15 protein-coding genes and 1 rRNA gene are annotated in these 19,880 nt (G+C 30.1%); 13 read left to right on the forward strand and 3 right to left on the reverse strand.

What is annotated here, in order from left to right; translation table 11 throughout:
- Positions 1–30: 30 nt before the first annotated feature.
- The 7 genes from CLOTH_RS01700 (at position 31) to pulA (ending at position 10,504) form a co-directional block, all read left to right on the forward strand.
- The gene (locus CLOTH_RS01700; protein ID WP_158080440.1) at positions 31–327 is read left to right on the forward strand and encodes a GreA/GreB family elongation factor; all 297 of its coding nucleotides are present in this window, start codon (positions 31–33) and stop codon (positions 325–327) included.
- Between the two features lie 173 nt (positions 328–500).
- Entirely contained in the window at positions 501–2,429 is a 1,929-nt protein-coding gene (gene glgB, locus CLOTH_RS01705) for a 1,4-alpha-glucan branching protein GlgB (RefSeq protein WP_079410607.1), read from the forward strand.
- Positions 2,430–2,479: 50 nt separating this feature from the next.
- On the forward strand, positions 2,480–3,604 hold the full coding sequence (locus CLOTH_RS01710; protein ID WP_079410609.1) for a glucose-1-phosphate adenylyltransferase: 1,125 nt from the start codon (positions 2,480–2,482) through the stop codon (positions 3,602–3,604).
- Positions 3,605–3,620: 16 nt separating this feature from the next.
- Positions 3,621–4,739 (forward strand): glucose-1-phosphate adenylyltransferase subunit GlgD, encoded by a 1,119-nt coding sequence (gene glgD / locus CLOTH_RS01715; RefSeq protein ID WP_079410611.1) that lies wholly within the window; start codon positions 3,621–3,623, stop codon positions 4,737–4,739.
- Between the two features lie 18 nt (positions 4,740–4,757).
- Positions 4,758–6,188, forward strand: a complete 1,431-nt coding sequence (glgA, locus tag CLOTH_RS01720; RefSeq protein ID WP_079410613.1) for a glycogen synthase GlgA — start codon at positions 4,758–4,760, stop codon at positions 6,186–6,188.
- An 11-nt stretch (positions 6,189–6,199) separates the two neighbouring features.
- A complete protein-coding gene (locus tag CLOTH_RS01725) occupies positions 6,200–8,617 on the forward strand; it encodes a glycogen/starch/alpha-glucan phosphorylase (protein WP_079410615.1) in 2,418 nt (805 codons plus the stop codon).
- A gap of 36 nt (positions 8,618–8,653) precedes the next feature.
- Positions 8,654–10,504: a type I pullulanase gene (gene pulA, locus CLOTH_RS01730; protein ID WP_158080441.1), complete on the forward strand. Its 1,851-nt coding sequence runs from the start codon at positions 8,654–8,656 to the stop codon at positions 10,502–10,504.
- Positions 10,505–10,529: 25 nt separating this feature from the next.
- Here the strand turns inward: pulA and CLOTH_RS01735 are convergent, their stop codons facing one another.
- On the reverse strand, positions 10,530–11,759 hold the full coding sequence (locus tag CLOTH_RS01735; RefSeq protein WP_079410619.1) for an aminopeptidase: 1,230 nt from the start codon (positions 11,757–11,759) through the stop codon (positions 10,530–10,532).
- Between the two features lie 21 nt (positions 11,760–11,780).
- Positions 11,781–12,101, reverse strand: a complete 321-nt coding sequence (locus tag CLOTH_RS01740) for a YbjQ family protein (protein ID WP_079410622.1) — start codon at positions 12,099–12,101, stop codon at positions 11,781–11,783.
- 115 nt (positions 12,102–12,216) lie between these two features.
- Here CLOTH_RS01740 and recJ point away from each other — a divergent pair, with 115 nt between their 5' ends.
- Together recJ and CLOTH_RS01750 are read left to right on the forward strand one after the other, a co-directional pair.
- The gene (recJ, locus tag CLOTH_RS01745) at positions 12,217–13,896 is read left to right on the forward strand and encodes a single-stranded-DNA-specific exonuclease RecJ (protein WP_079410625.1); all 1,680 of its coding nucleotides are present in this window, start codon (positions 12,217–12,219) and stop codon (positions 13,894–13,896) included.
- Positions 13,897–13,911: 15 nt separating this feature from the next.
- Positions 13,912–14,898, forward strand: a complete 987-nt coding sequence (locus CLOTH_RS01750; RefSeq protein WP_079410627.1) for a DUF4003 family protein — start codon at positions 13,912–13,914, stop codon at positions 14,896–14,898.
- 32 nt (positions 14,899–14,930) lie between these two features.
- On the opposite strand, the gene CLOTH_RS01755 is transcribed toward CLOTH_RS01750, so the two are convergent.
- Positions 14,931–15,878, reverse strand: a complete 948-nt coding sequence (locus tag CLOTH_RS01755; protein WP_079410630.1) for an NAD(P)H-dependent flavin oxidoreductase — start codon at positions 15,876–15,878, stop codon at positions 14,931–14,933.
- 211 nt (positions 15,879–16,089) lie between these two features.
- Here CLOTH_RS01755 and CLOTH_RS01760 point away from each other — a divergent pair, with 211 nt between their 5' ends.
- From CLOTH_RS01760 to CLOTH_RS01775, 4 genes are all read left to right on the forward strand, one after another.
- Complete coding sequence (locus CLOTH_RS01760; RefSeq protein WP_079410633.1) at positions 16,090–18,168, forward strand: WG repeat-containing protein; 2,079 nt, start codon at positions 16,090–16,092, stop codon at positions 18,166–18,168.
- 107 nt (positions 18,169–18,275) lie between these two features.
- Positions 18,276–19,034, forward strand: a complete 759-nt coding sequence (gene nagB, locus CLOTH_RS01765) for a glucosamine-6-phosphate deaminase (RefSeq protein ID WP_079410635.1) — start codon at positions 18,276–18,278, stop codon at positions 19,032–19,034.
- Between the two features lie 140 nt (positions 19,035–19,174).
- Positions 19,175–19,291: ribosomal RNA gene (rrf, locus tag CLOTH_RS01770) — 5S ribosomal RNA — on the forward strand.
- A 34-nt stretch (positions 19,292–19,325) separates the two neighbouring features.
- Positions 19,326–19,787, forward strand: coding sequence for a QueT transporter family protein (locus CLOTH_RS01775; RefSeq protein WP_079410637.1), 462 nt, complete (start codon positions 19,326–19,328; stop codon positions 19,785–19,787).
- Positions 19,788–19,880: the final 93 nt, after the last annotated feature.

Here is a 19,880-nt window from a genome sequence, read left to right on the forward strand (position 1 = left end):
ATTAAATATATGCAAAAGGAGTGTAAGAGTTTGATTTCAAGAGATATTAATAATATCGACCCTGAAGCCCTGATCATAAGTATACTAGAAGAGCATATGAGGAATCGTATAGTTACAGGATGTAATGTATTATTGCATGATTATAAGTATGATGAGCAAATAAGTTATCATATTGTAGATTCACATAAAGCAGATATATTAGAAAATAAAATTTCAGAAGTAAGTCCTTTAGGTAAGGCACTTATAGGAAGAAAATGTGGAGATGAAATAGAAATAGATGCACCAGATGGTAAAGAAAAATATAAAATATTATCGTGGAGTAGATAAGAGAGTCTAAAGTTCAGGCTCTCTTATTTTTTTAAAAATTATAGTCATAATTTAATAAAAAGAAGAATATGATGAAATTAACGTAGCAAAAACACAAGATATACTTGTTTTGTATACAAAGTTCCACGAAAGATATAAGTGATATGAAAATAAAACATATGATGGGGGAGTCTATGAAAAAATATAAGGCTTATTATCTACCTAAATATTTTTTAGATACAAAGCTATTTTGCCAAGGTAAATCATATAAAAGCTATGAGTACTTAGGGTCTCATATTATAAACAGCTCTGTATTTAATGGTGTAAGCTTTACATTGTTCGCACCTAATGCACAGAGTGTTAGTGTAGTAGGTGATTTTAATAATTGGAATGGCAATATACATAAAATGAAAAAAATAGATGATACAGGAATATGGCATATTGTAATATCTGATTTAGATGAGGGAGATATATACAAATATGAAATATGCACTAAAGATAACGGAGTTATACTAAAGGCAGATCCATATTCATATTTCTCTCAGTTAAGACCAGATACAGCATCTATTATAAAATCTTTAGATAGATATAAATGGAATGATGATAAATGGATGAATAGTAGAAATAAAGAGGATATACATAAAAGCCCTATGTTTATATATGAATTGCATCTAGGGTCATGGAGAAGAAAGGAAAGTGGAGATTTTTATAATTATAGAGAGATTGCAGATGAACTTGTTGATTATGTCTTATCTAATGGATACAGCCATATTGAGTTGCTACCTATATGTGAACATCCATTTGATGGGTCGTGGGGATATCAAGTGACGGGATATTATAGTGTGACAAGCAGATATGGAAATCCAGAAGACTTTATGTATTTTGTAGATAAATTTCATCAAAATGGAATAGGAGTAATCTTAGATTGGGTGCCAGGACATTTTTGTAAAGATGAGCATGGACTTTATAGATTTGATGGATCTCCTGTTTATGAATATGATAATGAATTAATGTCAGAGAATGTTGAGTGGGGTACATCTATATTTGATTACGAAAAAGATTATGTAAAAAGTTTCTTGATATCTAATGCTTTGTTTTGGATGGACAAATATCATATAGATGGATTGAGAGTAGATGCAGTATCGTACATGCTATATTTAGGTGCAGGGAAAAAGAACGGGGATTTATTGGTTAATAAGTATGGAGGAAAAGAAAACTTAGAGGCGATAGATTTTATTAAGAAGCTAAACGAAGTTGTAAAGATATATTTTCCAGATGTAATTATGATAGCAGAAGAATCAACTGCATGGCCTCAAGTTACTAAGCCATCTCACCTTGGAGGACTCGGATTTGACTTTAAGTGGAATATGGGATGGATGAATGACATGTTAAAGTACATGCAGATGGATCCAATATATAGAAAGTGGCATCATAATTTAATCACATTTTCATTTACTTATGCTTTTTCAGAAAAGTATATATTACCACTATCTCATGATGAAGTAGTACATGGCAAGAAGTCTTTGCTTGAGAAGATGCCAGGAGATTATTGGCAGAAGTTTGCAAATCTTAGATTGCTTTATGCATATATGATAGCTCATCCAGGTAAAAAGCTTTTATTTATGGGAAGTGAATTTGGTCAATTTGCAGAATGGAATTTCAATAAAGAGCTTGATTGGATGTTGTTGCAATTTGATAAGCATACTAAAATACAGTCTTACCTTAAAGAACTTATTGAGCTGTATAAAAATGAAAAGTCATTACATCAATTAGAAAGTGATTATAACGGATTTTGTTGGATAGATCATCAAAATTATGAAGAAAGCATAATCAGTTTTATGAGAAAGGGAGAGAAAGACTTTATCATTGCAATATTCAATTTCACCCCAGTACCAAGAAGTAATTATAGGGTTGGAGTACCTAAAAAGGGTGAATATGAAGAAGTATTTAATAGTGACCTTGAAAAATACGGTGGATCAGGATGTGAAAATAAAAATGTGTTTGTATCAAATGATTTAAGGTGGAATAGCCAACCTTACCACATATCTATAGAATTACCACCACTTGGTGCACTGTTTATAAAGTGTAAAAATGAAGTTAAAGATGAAAATGATAAGAATTAAGTAAGAAATTATTAAATATATATTATAGAGACAAAATCAGGGGGGATAAAATGATAGTACAGAAAAAAGAAATTATAGCTATGCTGCTTGCAGGTGGACAAGGTTCTAGATTAAATGAATTAACAAAGAAAATAGCGAAACCAGCAGTACCTTTTGGTGGTAAATATAGAATTATAGATTTTACTTTAAGCAATTGTTCAAACTCTGGAATTAATACAGTTGGTGTACTTACACAATATCAACCATTAGAATTAAATTCTCATATTGGAATAGGTAGTGCATGGGATTTAGATAGAAAAAATGGAGGTGTAAGTATTTTACCACCTTACACATGTACTGATGGAGGAAGATGGTATAAGGGAACAGCTAATGCTATATATGAAAACATAGAGTTTGTAGAAAGATACGATCCTGAATATGTTTTAATTTTGTCTGGAGATCATATATACAAAATGGACTACTCATTGATGCTTGAACATCATAAAAATAAGGGTTCAGACGCTACTATTGCAGTTATTGAAGTTCCTTTAGAAGAAGCTAGTAGATTTGGAATTATGAATGTAGACAGTGAAGGGAAGATAGTTGAATTTGAGGAAAAACCACAAAATCCAAAAAGTAACCTGGCTTCAATGGGGATATATATATTTAATTGGAAAGTTCTAAAGCAGTACTTGATAGAAGATGAAAAAGACAAGAGTTCTAGTAATGATTTTGGAAAGAATATAATTCCTAAAATGCTTAAAAGCGGTGTAGATTTACATACATATGTATTTGATGGCTATTGGAAGGATGTAGGAACGGTTGACAGTTTATGGGAAGCTAATATGGATTTACTAAAAGAAGACAATAAGTTAGATTTATACAATCCTAATTGGAAGATATATTCAAATAACCCTATGAATCCTCCACACTATATAAGTAAAACTGGAAGTGTTAAATCATCATTATTAAATGAAGGATGTATAATTCATGGAGAAGTTAAAAATAGTGTATTATTTCCAGGTACTTATATAGGAAAGAACTCTAAAGTAATAGACTCTGTAATAATGCCAGGTGCAAAAATAGAGGATAATGTAGTAATAAAGAAAGCTATAGTTATGAGTAATGCAAGGGTAAAGTGTGGAAGTATAATAGCAAATGAAAACAACATAAATGTGATAACTGAAGAAGTTTAGATAAGGGGGATAAAATATGCTTGATGTTATGGGAATAATAAATTTAAGTGAAAATGAAGGGCTTATGGGGGACCTTACTAAAAATAGACCTATTGCAAGTATACCTATAGCTGGCAGGTATAGGGTTATAGATTTTATGCTTTCTAATATGGTTAATGCAGGTATTGAGAATGTAGCTATATTTACTCAGGAAAAATCAAGATCTTTAAGGGAACACCTAGGGACTGGTAAGGAATGGGACTTAAATAGAAAAATAGATGGCTTATTTGTATTTGGTTCAGAAGTTGATTTATCTGAAAGGGTAGTATATAAAGGGGATATAAGAAATTTTAAAGATAATTTAGATTATATAAAGGGAAGTAAGCAAAAGTATGTAGTTTTAAGTAGAAGCTATATGATATGCAATATAGATCTAAAAAGTGCGATTAAATACCACAAGAATAGTGGGGCTGATATAACTATAGTTTATAAGGAAATTGAAAACAAAGATGATAAGTTTTTGAACTGCGATACTTTAAGTCTTGATGAAGAAGGAAAAGTTAGTTGTATAGGAAAAAATATAGGTAGCAGAGAAAAATGTAATATGTCTATGGAAATATATATAATGAAAAAAGAGTTATTAATAAAAATTATAGAAGATAGTATATCAGGTGGAACACATGGGTACTTGAAAAATGCAATATATCATAATATAGAAAAACTTAATGTGAATAGTTACAAATTTGATGGTTATGTATCTTGCATAAATTCAATAGAAAATTATCACAAAGCAAATATAGAGCTTCTCGATAATAAAGTGTATGAAGAACTATTCTATAAGCATGGATATATATATACAAAGGTGAAAGATGGGGCACCTACTAAATATAAAGAAAGCTCCCGTGTTATAAATTCTATAGTGGCTAATGGATGCATTATAGAAGGAATTGTAGAAAATAGCGTTATAGGAAGAGGAGTTAAAGTCGGGAGAGGAACTGTAATTAGAGATAGTGTTGTGATGGCTAAATGTAATATAGGGGAGAATACACATGTTGAAAATACAATATTAGATAAAAATGTTAATGTATGCGAAGAGAAAGTGTTGCTAGGACATATTAGAAAACCATTAGTCATACAGAAAAATTCTAAATTATAATATTATGGGGGGATAAATTTGATAAAGATACTTTATGTTGCATCTGAAGGCGTTCCTTTCTTCAAGACAGGAGGCCTTGCAGATGTGGCTTTTTCTTTGCCAAAAGAGCTTAGGAAGATGGGAATAGATGTAAGAGTTGTACTTCCAAAGTATAATAGTATGAATAATAAATTCAAAGATAATATGAAGCTTATAAAAAGTATAAATGTACCTGTAGGGTGGAGAATGCAATACTGTGGTATAGAGTACTTAGAGAATGAAAATATACCTTATTATTTTATAGATAATGAGTATTATTTTAAAAGAGAAGGTGGATATTACGGTTTTTATGATGATGCAGAAAGATTTGCCTTTTTCAATAGATCTGTACTAGAAATGATAAATCATATAGATTTTAAGCCTGATATCATTCATTGCAATGATTGGCATACAGGTATGATACCAGTACTTTTAGACGCTCATTATAGACAAAATCCAGCATATAAAAATATAAAGACTGTATTTACAATACATAACTTAAAATATCAAGGGATATTCCCACCAGAAATATTAGGAGAATTATTAAATCTTGGAATGGAGTATTACAATCAAGACTCTATAGAGTTTTACGGAGCTATAAACTTCATGAAAGGTGGAATAAACCATTCTAACGTGATAACTACTGTGAGTGAAAGTTATGCACAGGAAATACAGTACTCATACTATGGAGAAAGATTAGATGGATTATTAAGAAGTAAAAAAGATATTTTGCATGGTATAGTAAATGGCTTAGATTACGACATTTATAACCCACAAACTGACAAAAACATATTTATAAACTATGATAAGGATTCTTTAGAAAATAAGAAAAAAAATAAAATGTATCTTCAGGAATATTTGGGAATGCCAAAAAAAGATGTTCCGATTATAGGCATGGTTACGAGACTTGACAGTATGAAGGGGCTTGATTTGGTAATACATGTATTAGATGAAATTTTATCTAAAGATGTACAAATGGTAATACTAGGAAGTGGAAATCCTTATTTTGAGAACATAATCAAAAGTTATAAAGATAGATATAAAGATAAGCTTTCTATAAATATTATGTTTGACAATTCTTTAGCTCATAAAATATATGCAGGATCTGATATGTTCTTAATGCCATCAAAGTTCGAGCCTTGCGGGCTTGCACAGTTGATTGCTTTAAGATACGGAACCATTCCTATAGTGAGAGAAACAGGTGGTCTTAAAGATACAGTTGCCTCTTATAATGAATTTACATGTAGTGGAAATGGATTTAGCTTTACTAACTATAATGCACACGATATGCTTTACACAATTGAGAGAGCATTAAAGTTCTATCAGGATAAGGATGTATGGAATCAAATTATGAAAAATGCAATGAGTCAAGATTATAGTTGGAAAAATTCAGCTAATGTATATATAAAGTTGTATGAAGATCTTTTGTAAGGGGGTTATATATGAATATTACCAAAAGTGAATTTAAGGAAAAATATCTAAAGTTACTACAAACTGTTAGAGGAAAAAATATAAATGATGCAACAAAGCTAGATAAATACCTAGCTTTGTGTTCTTTAGTGAAAGAATATATATATACAAATTGGGTAAAAACAAATGAAGAATATATAAAAGAAGGAAAAAAGCAAGTACACTATTTTTCTATGGAGTTTTTGATGGGAAAGCTTTTAGTTAGCAATCTTATAAACCTAGGTATAAAAGATATCTGCGAAAGAGGACTAAGTGAACTTGGAATAAATTTGAGTGAAATAGAGGAAGTAGAAGTAGATATGGGACTTGGAAACGGTGGACTAGGAAGACTAGCTGCATGTTTTTTAGACTCTATGGCAAGTATTGATGTGCCTGGTCATGGATGTGGAATTAGATATAACTATGGGTTGTTTAAGCAAAGAATAGTTGATGGATATCAGGTTGAATGCCCTGATAATTGGCTCGAAAACGAAAATATATGGGAAATAAAAAGAAAAGATGAATCTGTTGAAGTAAAGTTTTATGGAAATGTCATAATGAAATATGAAAATAATAGATTGAGTTTTGTTCATGAAAATTATGAAAGTGTTATTGCTACACCTTATGATATACCTATTGTTGGATACCACAATAGTAGAGTTAATACCCTAAGACTTTGGAGTGCTAGTGCAGAAGATGAATTTGATTATGAGTTATTTAGTAGCGGAGAGTATGTAAAAGCATTCGAAAATAAACATAAAGCTGATGCTATATGTAATTTATTGTATCCTAACGATAACTGTGAGCAAGGAAGAATATTAAGGTTAAAGCAGGAGTACTTCTTTGTTTGTGCAGGGATAAAGAGTATAGTGAGAAATTACAAAAAGACAGGAAATTCCATATATGATTTTAGTAAATATGTTTCTATTCACATAAATGACACACATCCGGCACTTGCAGTTCCAGAACTTATGAGAGTTCTTGTAGATGAAGAAAACTTAGACTGGGATGAGGCGTGGGAAATAACCAAAAATACGATATCATACACAAATCATACAATAATGTCAGAAGCCTTAGAAAAATGGAATGTAGAATTATTCCAAAGTCTATTGCCTAGAATATATATGATAGTTGAAGAGATTAATAGAAGATTTTGTAAAGAGTTAATAGAAAATCATCATTTAGATCAAAATAAGATAAGAAATATGTCCATAATATCTGATAACTTAGTTAAAATGGCGAATCTAGCTATTGTAGGAAGTTACAGTGTAAATGGAGTTGCTCAGCTTCATACTGAGATATTAAAAAAGAAAGAGTTAAATGATTTTTACAGTATATATCCTTATAAGTTCAATAATAAAACTAACGGTATAACACATAGAAGGTGGTTATTAAAATGTAATCCACTTCTTTCAGAGTTAATAACAGAAACTATAGGCTCTGAGTGGATATATGACCCTATGAGACTTATAGATTTATTAAAATATAAGGACGATAAATCTTTACAAGAAAGAATATATAACATAAAAAGAAAAAATAAAGATAATTTAGCTAGAATAATAAAGGATAAATATTCAATAGATATAGACACAGATTCTATATTTGATGTTCACATAAAAAGGATACATGAATATAAAAGACAAACATTGAATATATTTCACGTTATGTATCTATACAATATACTTTTAGAAAATCCTAATCTTGATATAACTCCGAGGACATTTATATTCTCAGGAAAAGCAGCCCCAGGATACTATATGGCGAAAAAAATAATAAAGCTTATAAATTCTGTTGCTTACAAAATCAATAATGACAAGAGGATAAAAGATAAAATAAAAGTTGTATTCATGGAGAATTACGGCGTAAGTCTTGCTGAAAATATAATTCCAGCATCAAATGTAAGCGAGCAAATATCTACTACTACTAAGGAAGCATCAGGAACAGGAAATATGAAATTTATGATGAATGGAGCTATAACTATAGCTACTTTAGATGGAGCAAATATTGAGATAGCAAAGGCTATAGGTGAGGAAAATATAGTTTTATTTGGTCTTAAAGCAAAAGAGTTCTATGAACTTAGTAATAGTGGAAAATATAATTCTAAAGATATTTATAACAACGACATTCGAATAAATAAAGTAATAAGTAGTCTTATAGATGGTTCTTTAGTGGATGATAGAAATGAATTTTATTCAATATATGACTCAGTACTATACGGTAATGATCCTTATTTTGTACTAAAGGATTTTGAAGCATACTCAAAGGCACATCAACAAATAGATGTACTTTATAAAAATCAGTCTAAATGGTCTGAAATGTCACTTGTAAACATAGCTCACTCAGGGATATTTTCAAGTGACAATACTATATATGAATATGCAAAAGGAATATGGAATGTAGATCACTCATAGTATTAAGAAATGGCTTTTGTAAAGAGGGGATTAAAAATGAAATATTATGAGGAATACATATACAATGGAAATGATTTAGGAGCTAACTACTCTAAAGAGTGTACTATATTTAAAGTATGGTCTCCACCTTCACAAAATGTTAAATTAGTTATATATGATAATTACGATGATACTACTGGAAAAGAATATATAATGAATAAACAGGAGAATGGAATTTGGGAATTTAAGTTATATGGAGATTATAAAAATAAATACTACACATATAAAGTAACTATAGGTGAATTAGAAAAAGAAACAGTAGACCCATATACTAAAGGGTCTACTGCAAATGGACAAAAAGGTATGATTGTAGATTTTAAATCGATAAATCCAAAGGGTTGGGAGAATCATAGATTACCAAATCCAATAAGTCAAGCACAAGTTATAATATACGAAACTCATATAAGGGATTTTACAGTGGGTAATGTGGATATTAAAAACAAAGGTAAATACTTGGCTTTTACAGAAAGTGCAGCTTTAGATTATCTGAAAGAACTTGGAGTAACACATATTCATATACTACCTATATTTGATTTTGGAAGTGTAGATGAAACTAAAGATGAGTATAATTGGGGGTATGATCCTCATTTATACAATGTTCCTGAAGGATCTTATTCCACAAATCCATACGATGGAACAGTAAGAATTAAAGAGTTGAAAGAAATGATAAAGTCTTTGCATGAAAATGATATAAGGGTTATCATGGATGTTGTGTATAATCACACATACAAAGTAGAAACGTCACCATTTGATATCTTAGTTCCTAAATACTATTATAGAATAAATGACGATGGCAAGTATTCAAATGGTTCTGGATGTGGAAATGAAATAGGGACAGAGAAGGAAATGGTAAGAAAATTTATAATAGATTCTTTGAAGTTCTGGGTGAATGAATATAAGATAGATGGATTTAGATTTGATCTTATGGGTATAATGGATATATACACTATGAAAGAAATAGAAAAAGAACTAAGAACTATTAAGTCAGATATACTAATATATGGTGAGCCATGGGCTGGAGGAGAAAGTATATTAAGCCCTCATCTGATGTTTACTAAGGGAAAACAGCGAGGAAGTAATATAGCTGTATTTAATGATGATTTTAGAAATGCAATAAAGGGAGACAACGATGGATATGGACTTGGATTTATTAATGGTGGTCGTTGGCTAGAATCAGAAGTAAAAAAAGGTATAGTAGGAAACATATTCTACAGCAATGATATAAATGGATTTTGTGATAATCCTATAGAAACTATAAATTACGTCAGTTGTCATGATAATCTAACATTATTTGACAAAATAAAGAAAACTAGTAGTGACACTACCGAGTATGAAATAGAGAAAATGAACAGATTAGCTTTATCTATAATACTTACATCCTATGGAATACCATTTATTCATGGGGGAAGTGAAATTCTAAAAAGTAAAAGAGGACATCACAATAGTTATAATCTAGGAGATGAAATAAATAAGATTAATTGGAATGATAAATACAAATATAAAGAAACTTTCGAATATATAAAGGGACTTATACGTTTTAGAAAAAGCCAACGTGTTATGAATTTAGAAAATAAAGATGATATAAGAAAATATCTAACATTTATAGATTGTCCTGAAAGTTGTGTAGGATACTTAATAACTTCGCCTTACAAAGAAGATTATAAAAATATATTAATAGTGCATAATGCAAATAGAAGAGAAGTGAAAATACAATTACCAATGAGTGACAATTGGAAAATTATAGGAAATGAATATGAAGTTAACTTAGATGGAATATATAAAAGATCTAAAAGGTTTAATAATATAAGTATTCCAGCTTTGTCAACATATATACTTTGTAAAAAATAAAGGATGAGAATTTCATCCTTTATTTTTATGCCCAGTTTCCATCTTTAAAGATTTGAATTCTTTTTCCTTCTATAGTTTCACCTACTATATCAAGGTCGTGAGAACCTATCATAAAGTCAACGTGAACTAAAGACATATTAGCACCTTGTTTTATAAGTTCGTCTTCTGTCATTTTATTTCCATCTTCTAAGCAAATCGGATAAGCCATTCCAAAAGCTAGATGACAAGAAGCGTTTTCATCAAATAGTGTGTTGTAAAAGATAGTATCTAAGTTTGAAATAGGAGAATTATGAGGTACTAAAGCAACTTCTCCCATATAACAAGATCCTTCATCTGTTTCTATTAATTTCTTTAAAGTTTCATATCCTTTTTCTGCAGTAAAATCAACTATTTTACCGTCTTTAAATGTTAAAGTGAAATTATCAATTATATTTCCACTATAATTAAGTGGTTTAGTACTTTTAACTTTTCCGTTTATTCCTGTTTTTAGTGGAAGGGTAAATATTTCTTCTGTTGGCATATTAGCAACAAAATAAGTTCCCTTAGTATTATACTCACCACCACCAGTCCATACATGTTTAGGTGGAAGTTCTATAGTAAGATCAGTCCCTTCAGATGTTAAATGAAGAGTTTTGAATTTGTTAGAGTTTAGAAATTCTACTTTTTCATTTAACATCTTTATGTGATTATCCCAGGCCTTTATAGGATCATCTGAGTCTACTCTTACTATCTTAAATATACTATCCCAAAGTTTTTCAACAGATTCTTCAGGAGATAAGTTTGGGTATACCTTATTTGCCCAATCTTTAGTAGGAACAGAAACAACACACCAAGACACATTATTGCCCATAACGTATTCTCTGTAATTTTTTAGTGCCTTAGATCTTACCTTATTAGACAAAGCTACTTTATCAGGATCTACATTTTTTAAAAGTTCAGGATTAGATGCAGAAATAGATAAAAATGCTGCACCTTCTTTTGCTAGAGTTTCATACGTATCAACTTTCCACTTTGGGAATTGTTCAAACACTTCGCAAGGTGCATTCATGTATTTCATTAAAGTAAGTTCATCGTCGTTCCATTCAACATGAACATCTTTTGCTCCTAGGTTATATGCTTCTTTTGCTAGAAGTCTTGTAAAATGTGCACATTCAATAGGAGAATTTATAACTAATGTTTGTCCATCTTGGATATTTACTCCTACGCTAACAGCAAGTTTTGCATATTTACTAAGAAGGTCATTAAAGTTTTTCATAATTCATCTCCTTTGTCAAAATTATTCTAACACAACTGCAGTACCAGAAACACTTACCATCATCATACTTCCATTTTGCCCTAGAACTTCATAATCAACATCAACACCTATTACAGCATTTGCACCCATAGATTTTGCTCTTTTCTTCATCTCATCTATGGCGTTTTCTCTTGCCTTTATAAGCTCATTTTCATAAGATTGTGATCTTCCACCGAATATATCGGAAAGGCCAGCCATAAAATCTTTTACTATATTTATACCTGTTATAACTTCTCCAAATACCATTCCTTTATACTCTTTAATCTTCTTACCTTCTATCAAATTAGTACTTGTAACTATCATTACCAATTCACCTCCTTAATAAAATTTGTATCGTTTATATAATTTCGCTATAATTATATAAAATACCTTTTATGATAATTACTAAAATTTAAATTACTATAATGTGGAGGGCTTAATGAATAAGATATGGAATTTGAAAATAGAAAAAATAAATAATGGATCTTTAATTGAGAATATACTTAGATATAGAGGAATAGGTTATGAAGAGATAGAAGAATTTCTAAGCGATAACCCCAAAAAGACATATGATCCTTTTCTATTAAAAAATATGGATAAAGCAGTAGATAAGATAAAATATCACATAGAAAAAGAAAGCAAGATAGTAATATTCGGTGATTACGATGTTGACGGTGTAACTGCTACTACACTATTAGTCCAATTCTTGAGTAATATTACAAATAATATAGATTACTATATACCCAACAGGTTCTCTGAAGGATATGGATTGAATAACGAAGCTATAAAATATATAAAAGAAGTAATGAACGCAGATTTAATCATTACGGTTGATAATGGAGTTAGTTCATTTAATGAAATAAAGTACGCAACGGAAATAGGACTTGATGTTATTGTTACCGATCATCATAACCCACCAGATAAGCTTCCTAATTCTATACTGATAAATGCCAAACAAAAAGGAGATGAATATCCATTTAAAGAACTTTGTGGGTGTGGAATAGCATTTAAGTTAGCTCAAGCACTTCAAAGAACTTTAAAAATTGATAAAAAGATTTTGAATAGCCTTTTAGATCTTGTAACTTTAGCTACAATAGCAGATATGGTACCTTTAGTTGATGAAAATAGAACTCTCATAAAGTACGGGTTAAGGTTTATAAATAAAGATACTAGGCTAGGGCTAGCTGTTTTAAGAGAAGTTGTTGGACTTAAAGAAAAAGAAATTGATTCAGGTAGAATAGGATATACTATTGGACCATGTTTTAATGCTGCAGGAAGAATAGAAGATGCTAAGTTAGGAGTTAAGCTTCTTTTAGAAACCGATAAAGATAATGCGTTAAAGCTAGCTAAGAAACTACATGAACTAAATGTAGAAAGGCAAAAAGTTCAGGAAAAAGGAGAAGAATACTGCATAGAGCTAGTTGAAACTAATTACATGAATTACGACTTTTTAGTAGTCAGGGCAGACAATGTATCTGAAGGTGTTATAGGTATTGTTGCTGGAAGAATAAAAGATTTATTCTACAAACCTACACTTGTTGTAAGTAAGAGTAGTGAGGGGTATCTGAAGGGAAGCGGTAGAAGTATTAAAGGCATAGATATATACGAAGAACTTAAGGAAGTTTCAGACCTATTTATAGGATTTGGTGGTCACGAAATGGCGTGCGGATTCTCTTTAGAAGAAGATAAATTAGATGAATTAAGAGAAAGACTCAATGCTAAGGCTATGCAGATAAAACTAGATAACCCTGATATATTTATTCCAAAGCTTGATGTTACAGCGAAGATAAACCCTAGTGAGTTAACTATGGAGTTAATAAATGAAATATCAAAACTTGAACCGTACGGAATAGGGAACCCTGAGCCATTATTTATGATAGAGAATATACAGGTCAATAAAGATTTTACAAAATTCTGTGGAAATAACGAAGCACATCTTAAGTTAAGTGGAAAGAAAGAAAATATATTTCTAAATGGAATAGGATTTTCCTTAGCAGAAAAATACAGCAATTTAGAATGTCAAGATTTAGTTGATGTTGTTTTTGCTCCTGAAATTAATGAATACAATGGTAGAGTTAGTGTTCAGATGATTATAAAAGATATAAGAGAATCTCTTTAAGGGGGGGGTAATAAATTGAATATTGATATAATAAAGAAAGTTGATAGCATGAATGAAACTTATCTAGATATAACAAAGCAATATATGTGGGAAAATGATTTATCAAGACATTTCATGGCACTAATTTATACTTTAAAGGGTAAAAAATTTGATAAGTATGAAATAGAAGATATGAGAAAGTTTATAAAAGAAAATACAGGTATATTTTCAAATTTTAGAGGAAATAATTTATTCACATTGAGTATGCTTTTATGTAGCCAATATGATAACCCTAAAGAAAAGTTCATGGAAATTTTGAAATACTACGAAAAACTTAGAAAAGCTGGATTTAAAGGCGGAAATTATTTGCCACTAGCTAGTTATTCTTTGACATCGACTTATAATAAAGATAATGTAGAAAAGATAATAAATAGAGCCTACGATATATACTCCGATATAAAAAAGAAGCATCCTTGGATAACTGGAGAGCAAGATTATCCTTTATGCATATTATTAGCATCACTTAATAAAGATATAGACATAATTACTAAGGAGGTAGAAAGGTGTTACAATGAATTGAATAAAGAAGGTTTCTCAAAAGGAAATAATCTTCAATTTCTATCTCATATTTTATCCCTAAGTGAAGAAGAAAGTACATTAAAAGCAAAAAGATGTAAGAACATATACGACAAGTTAAAAGATAATAAATTAAAGATAGGATCTGAATACTATGCAGTACTAGGCATTATAAGTTTATTAGGAGATGATATTGATAGGGCATTAAATGATGTAATTAGCACATCAAACTATATTAATGGATTGAAAAAGTATAAGTGGCTTGGAAAGGGAATGAATATACTACTAGCTTCAAGTATTATTAGCTGGGAATATATAAATACTAACAAGCATGAATTTATTGAAACTACATTTGGTATATCTGTAGAGGTATTGATAGCTGCTCAAACAGCTGCTGTTCTTGCATGTGTTACTGCTTGTACAGCAGTTAGTTCATCTTCAAATTAATTTAAAAGGAGACTTATTAATAAGTCTCCTTTTTAGAATTGTGCAACTTCACTGAGTAATTTTTTGAATATATCATGAACTGAAAGAATTTCCTTTATTCTGTGAACATGCTCGCCAGAGAATATCAAAGCTTTATTAGGATCTCCAGATTTACATGCGTTAACAAGAGCATCCATTATACAAAAACTATGGGAGCATCTTTTAAGACACTGTGTACAGTTACTAATTTTAGGGGCATTTTCACTTTCTACAAGATCATAAAAAGAATTTCTTAAACTCTGTCCTGGTAGGCCAACTGGACTTTTAACTAAAACAACATCACTTTCGTCTGAATTAATATATAATTTTTTCATTTCATCTGATGCGTTAGATTCCTCGCTGGCAACAAATCTTGTACCCATTTGAACTCCACTTGCTCCAAGTTTTATAGCATCTATAATATCTTTCCCATCTATTATTCCACCAGCAGCAATAACAGGTATTTTTACTGCTTTACATACATCAGGGAGTATATCTTTCATAGGTTTATCTGTACCTAAATGCCCACCAGCTTCCTTACCTTCAACCACAACAGCAGCAGCCCCAAGTTTTTCTGCCATAACTGCTAACTTAGCAGAAGAAACAATCGGTATTATTGGGGTATTAGTTTCTTTTCCCCAACAGAACATATCTCTAGAGAATCCTGCTCCAGATATTACTAAATCAATACGTTCTTCTATAGAGGCTTTTACAAGATTAGCAAAATCTTTTACAGCAAAGAGTACATTAACTCCTATAACTCCATTTGTCATCCTTCTAGCTTTACGAATTTCATTTTTCAATTCATCAATTCCCATTCCAGTTCCTGCAATAGTTCCAATTCCACCTTCGTTTGCAACAGCAGCAGCAAGTGGTGCAGTAGAAATTCTAACTGCCATACCTCCTTGGATTATAGGTATAGGCACAGTAATATTAGCTATTTTTAATTCTTTTAGTTTCATAGGCTCTCTCCTTAATTTATTACCTGGTACTAAATTCTGATAATAATATTATATCATACTATTTATGATGCAACAATTAATTATGTAATATGTAAATCCTCAAAATTAACACAAAGGTTGAATTGTCAATATTCTAAATGTATTAAGTGAACATATTTTAACAAAAATTAATATAATGTACTTTAGGAAATATAAAGATTGGGGTGGTTTTATGTTCAGTGAGATATATTTAAAAAATATAGTCAAAAGATTTATTCCAAATAATTCAAAGTTAGTAAGTTTAGGAGATAACAAAAATAAGTTAGCTATAGCATTACTTGATTTAGATGGAGATGGGAAATCTGAAATAGCTGGATTTTACGAATTAAATAATCAAATATACAGTCTAGTATTAAAGAAAGATTACAATTCATGGAAGGTTATATCAAATAAAAAGCAAAAAGGATATAAAATAAAAATGCTAAGCATTATACCAACAATAGATAGCATGGCTAGTAGGTTAGCTATTACATGGAGTAAAGGAAAGAATAATTTTGAAACTAATATATTGAAATGGGAAAATGGAAATTTAAGAAATATTATTAAAAATGGCATGTTATACCCTGCTAGTGTTAATGTTGTAGGCGGGAGAAAATGGGGATATATAAATAATAGTGGCGATTTTATAATTGAGCCTCAATATGAATATGCATACGATTTTGGTGAAAATAATATAGCTATTGTAAAGAAGAATAATCTTTATGGCATTATAGATACACTTGGGAGTTATATACTTCAACCTAAATACAACTTTATTGATAAATTTCATCAAGATCGTTCTATTGTTATAGATAATGATGGATTTAAAATAATTGATGAAAGAGGTCAAGAAATAACATCAAGATCATACAATTATATAAGTACATTTAGAGATGAAAGAGCTATGTTTAGCGATATAAGAGAAGATAGATACCTTTATGGATACTTAGATAGAGATGGAAAAGAAATAATACCTCCTAAATATGAAGATGCTAGTGATTTTAAGGAGAAAAAAGCAATAGTAAAGGTAAGTGATTCTAAATATCAACTTATAGATATAAATGGAAATGTAATAAATGAATATAATTATGATTTTGTTGGAAATTTAGGAGATGGCCTATTGGTATTTAAGGAGGGTCCTGATAGTAAATATGGATTTATTGATGAAGATGGAAATGTATTAATAAGTCCTAGGTATACATCAGCTCAAGCCTTCAATAGTGGAGTAGCTATAGTGGATGTTTCTGAAGACTATACTAATAAGTATGGGCTTATAGACAAAAAAGGAGATTTTATAATCAAAGCAGAATACAATGATATGAGATTAATAGGAGAAAATAGAGTAGGTGTTGGAATAGCTATCGATGATCAAAATCCATTTATAGGATCAAAGTATGCTATTGCTGATACTAAAGGTAATTTTATTACAGATTTTATATATTATGAAATCTCTAATTATAAAAATGGATTAATATCTGTCTATGATGGAAAAAACACATTTTTCATAGATAAAGATGGAAAAAGAGTAATGCATCTGCCTGTAGTTAAAGGTAAAGGAGTTTTAGCATTTTATAATGGCTTAATTAAATCCGATGTAGACTATAGAATATCTTATCTTACCAGGAATGGAAACATTATTTGGGAGGAGAATACTATCATTCCTTTGAATAATAAATATGAAGTTATACAAGAAAAGTTTAATCCAAATAGAGATTATTTAGTTTACTACCCTAGAATAAATGGCATGAAAGATAATGAAAAGCAAAACAGTATAAATGAGAATCTTAAAAATATGTCTAAAGTTAAGGAAATTAGTAGTGATATTCAACTTGAATATAATTATCTAGGAGATTTTGTAGTAGAATTTTTTAAGAACAACTTAGTAAGTTTAAATTTACATGGATATGAATACTATTTTGGAGCTGCTCATGGCATGCCTAGCAAAATATATGCACACATAGATCTTGAAAATGGGAAAATGTACACACTAGAAGATCTATTTAAAAAAGATAGTGCTTATGTAAAGATAATAAGTGATATCATAAATTATGAAATAAAAAATAATGAAGAGTATTCATATGTATTTCCTGATACCTTTGAAGAAATAAGAAAAGATCACACATTTTATATAGACGAAAATGCTTTATATATTTACTTCACACCGTATGAAATAGCTCCATATGCAGCTGGATTCCCGCAATTTAGAATACCATACGATAAGATAATGGATATAATAGATACTGATGGGCAGTTTTGGAAATCATTTAACTAAATTAATGTAGCCAGTGCAAATATGTACTGGCTATTTGTGTAATAAATATAAATGGTATTGTAGTAAATATTAATATATAGTTTTTGCTTTTTAGAGGAGGTATACATATGAAGCTTTATATAGTTGATGATTACAATGCAATGAGTAAAAAAGCAGCAGATATAGTGTCTATGCAGATTAAGACTAAACAAAACAGTGTAATAGGATTAGCTACAGGAAGTACTCCTATAGGAATGTATAAAGAATTGATTAAAATGCACAGAAAAGAAAAATTAGATTTTAGCAAAATCAAAACATTTAATTTAGATGAATATTACAAGATACATCCACAAGATAATCAAAGTTATAGGTACTATATGATGAAAAATTTCTTTAATCATATAAACATAGATCATAACAACATAAATATTCCTAATGGAATGACTAATGATACAGAAAGAGAATGTAAATTATACGAAGAGAAAATACAAGAATCTGGTGGAATTGATCTTCAGATATTAGGAATTGGTACAAATGCACATATAGGATTTAATGAACCTAATAATAAATTTGAACCGTATACACATCTTGTCAACCTAGATAAAAATACGATAAAGTCTAACTCTAGATTTTTCAGATCTGTAGAGGATGTTCCTGCGAAAGCTATAAGTATGGGAATAAAAACTATAATGAGTTCGAGAAAGATATTGCTTTTAGCAAATGGTGACAATAAAGCACAAGCTATATTTGAATCGTTGAAAGGTCCAATAGTGCCACAAGTGCCAGGTTCTATACTACAGTTACATAAAGATCTTACAGTAATTATTGACAAGAAGGCGGCGAGGTATCTTGAAGTAGAAAAAACTGCTGCTACTACGTCTTTATAGCTTGAATACTGCAAATATAGCAAAATCTTTTTGTAGAATTCTACAAAAAGATTTTGCTATAATTAAGTAGTTTTTATTGACAGATATAAATTATGATGGTATAGTATTTCTTGTCCATTAAGAGGGATATAATAGGATTATGTGGTTACTATAGCAAAGAGGATACACCTGTTCCCATTCCGAACACAGAAGTTAAGCTCTTTTGCGCCGATGGTACTTGGAGGGAAGCCTCCTGGGAGAGTAGGACGTAGCCAGATAATCTTTTTTTCTTTAGACTACAAGGAGGTTAATATGAAAAGAACTAATTATTTAGTACAATCAGCTTTAATAGCTGCAATTTATGCCTGTATAACTATAATATTTGCACCCATAAGTTATGGACAACTTCAGGTTAGAATTTCAGAAGCACTTACTGTACTTCCTTATTTTACACCAGCTGCTATTCCAGGACTATTTATAGGATGTGTTATTGCAAATATTTATGGTGGAGGTGGCATAATAGATATTGTATTTGGTAGCTTAGCAACTCTTTTGGCTGCTATACTATCATACAAAGCAAATAAAAAAATCCTTGTACCATTACCACCAGTTATAGTTAATGGGATAGTAATAGGTTTTGTATTAAATTATCTATATTCATTGCCTTTAATTATCACTATGATATGGGTTACAATAGGACAGTTAATTGCTTGTTACGGAATAGGATATCCGCTTATGAGTATATTAGAAAGATATAAAAAGAATATATTCTAAACTATTGATTGTAAGAACTTAAGCTTTATGATAAACTTTTACTACAATAAAATAAGACAGTTCGTAACCATCCTGTCTATAAACAAAACTAGG

It is taken from the genome of Alkalithermobacter paradoxus (assembly GCA_002029295.1).
In the GTDB taxonomy this organism is placed as follows: domain Bacteria; phylum Bacillota; class Clostridia; order Peptostreptococcales; family Peptostreptococcaceae; genus Alkalithermobacter; species Alkalithermobacter paradoxus.

What these genes read in the sequence shown, in the direction of transcription:
- glgD (WP_079410611.1), top strand. Translation starts at nt 3,621, where the DNA reads ATGCTTGATGTTATGGGAATAATAAATTTAAGTGAAAATGAAGGGCTT.
- glgB (WP_079410607.1), top strand. Translation starts at nt 501, where the DNA reads ATGAAAAAATATAAGGCTTATTATCTACCTAAATATTTTTTAGATACA.
- CLOTH_RS01760 (WP_079410633.1), top strand. Translation starts at nt 16,090, where the DNA reads ATGTTCAGTGAGATATATTTAAAAAATATAGTCAAAAGATTTATTCCA.
- recJ (WP_079410625.1), top strand. Translation starts at nt 12,217, where the DNA reads ATGAATAAGATATGGAATTTGAAAATAGAAAAAATAAATAATGGATCT.
- CLOTH_RS01735 (WP_079410619.1), bottom strand. Translation starts at nt 11,759, where the DNA reads ATGAAAAACTTTAATGACCTTCTTAGTAAATATGCAAAACTTGCTGTT.
- CLOTH_RS01775 (WP_079410637.1), top strand. Translation starts at nt 19,326, where the DNA reads ATGAAAAGAACTAATTATTTAGTACAATCAGCTTTAATAGCTGCAATT.
- CLOTH_RS01710 (WP_079410609.1), top strand. Translation starts at nt 2,480, where the DNA reads ATGATAGTACAGAAAAAAGAAATTATAGCTATGCTGCTTGCAGGTGGA.
- pulA (WP_158080441.1), top strand. Translation starts at nt 8,654, where the DNA reads ATGAAATATTATGAGGAATACATATACAATGGAAATGATTTAGGAGCT.
- CLOTH_RS01725 (WP_079410615.1), top strand. Translation starts at nt 6,200, where the DNA reads ATGAATATTACCAAAAGTGAATTTAAGGAAAAATATCTAAAGTTACTA.
- CLOTH_RS01755 (WP_079410630.1), bottom strand. Translation starts at nt 15,878, where the DNA reads ATGAAACTAAAAGAATTAAAAATAGCTAATATTACTGTGCCTATACCT.
- CLOTH_RS01740 (WP_079410622.1), bottom strand. Translation starts at nt 12,101, where the DNA reads ATGATAGTTACAAGTACTAATTTGATAGAAGGTAAGAAGATTAAAGAG.
- nagB (WP_079410635.1), top strand. Translation starts at nt 18,276, where the DNA reads ATGAAGCTTTATATAGTTGATGATTACAATGCAATGAGTAAAAAAGCA.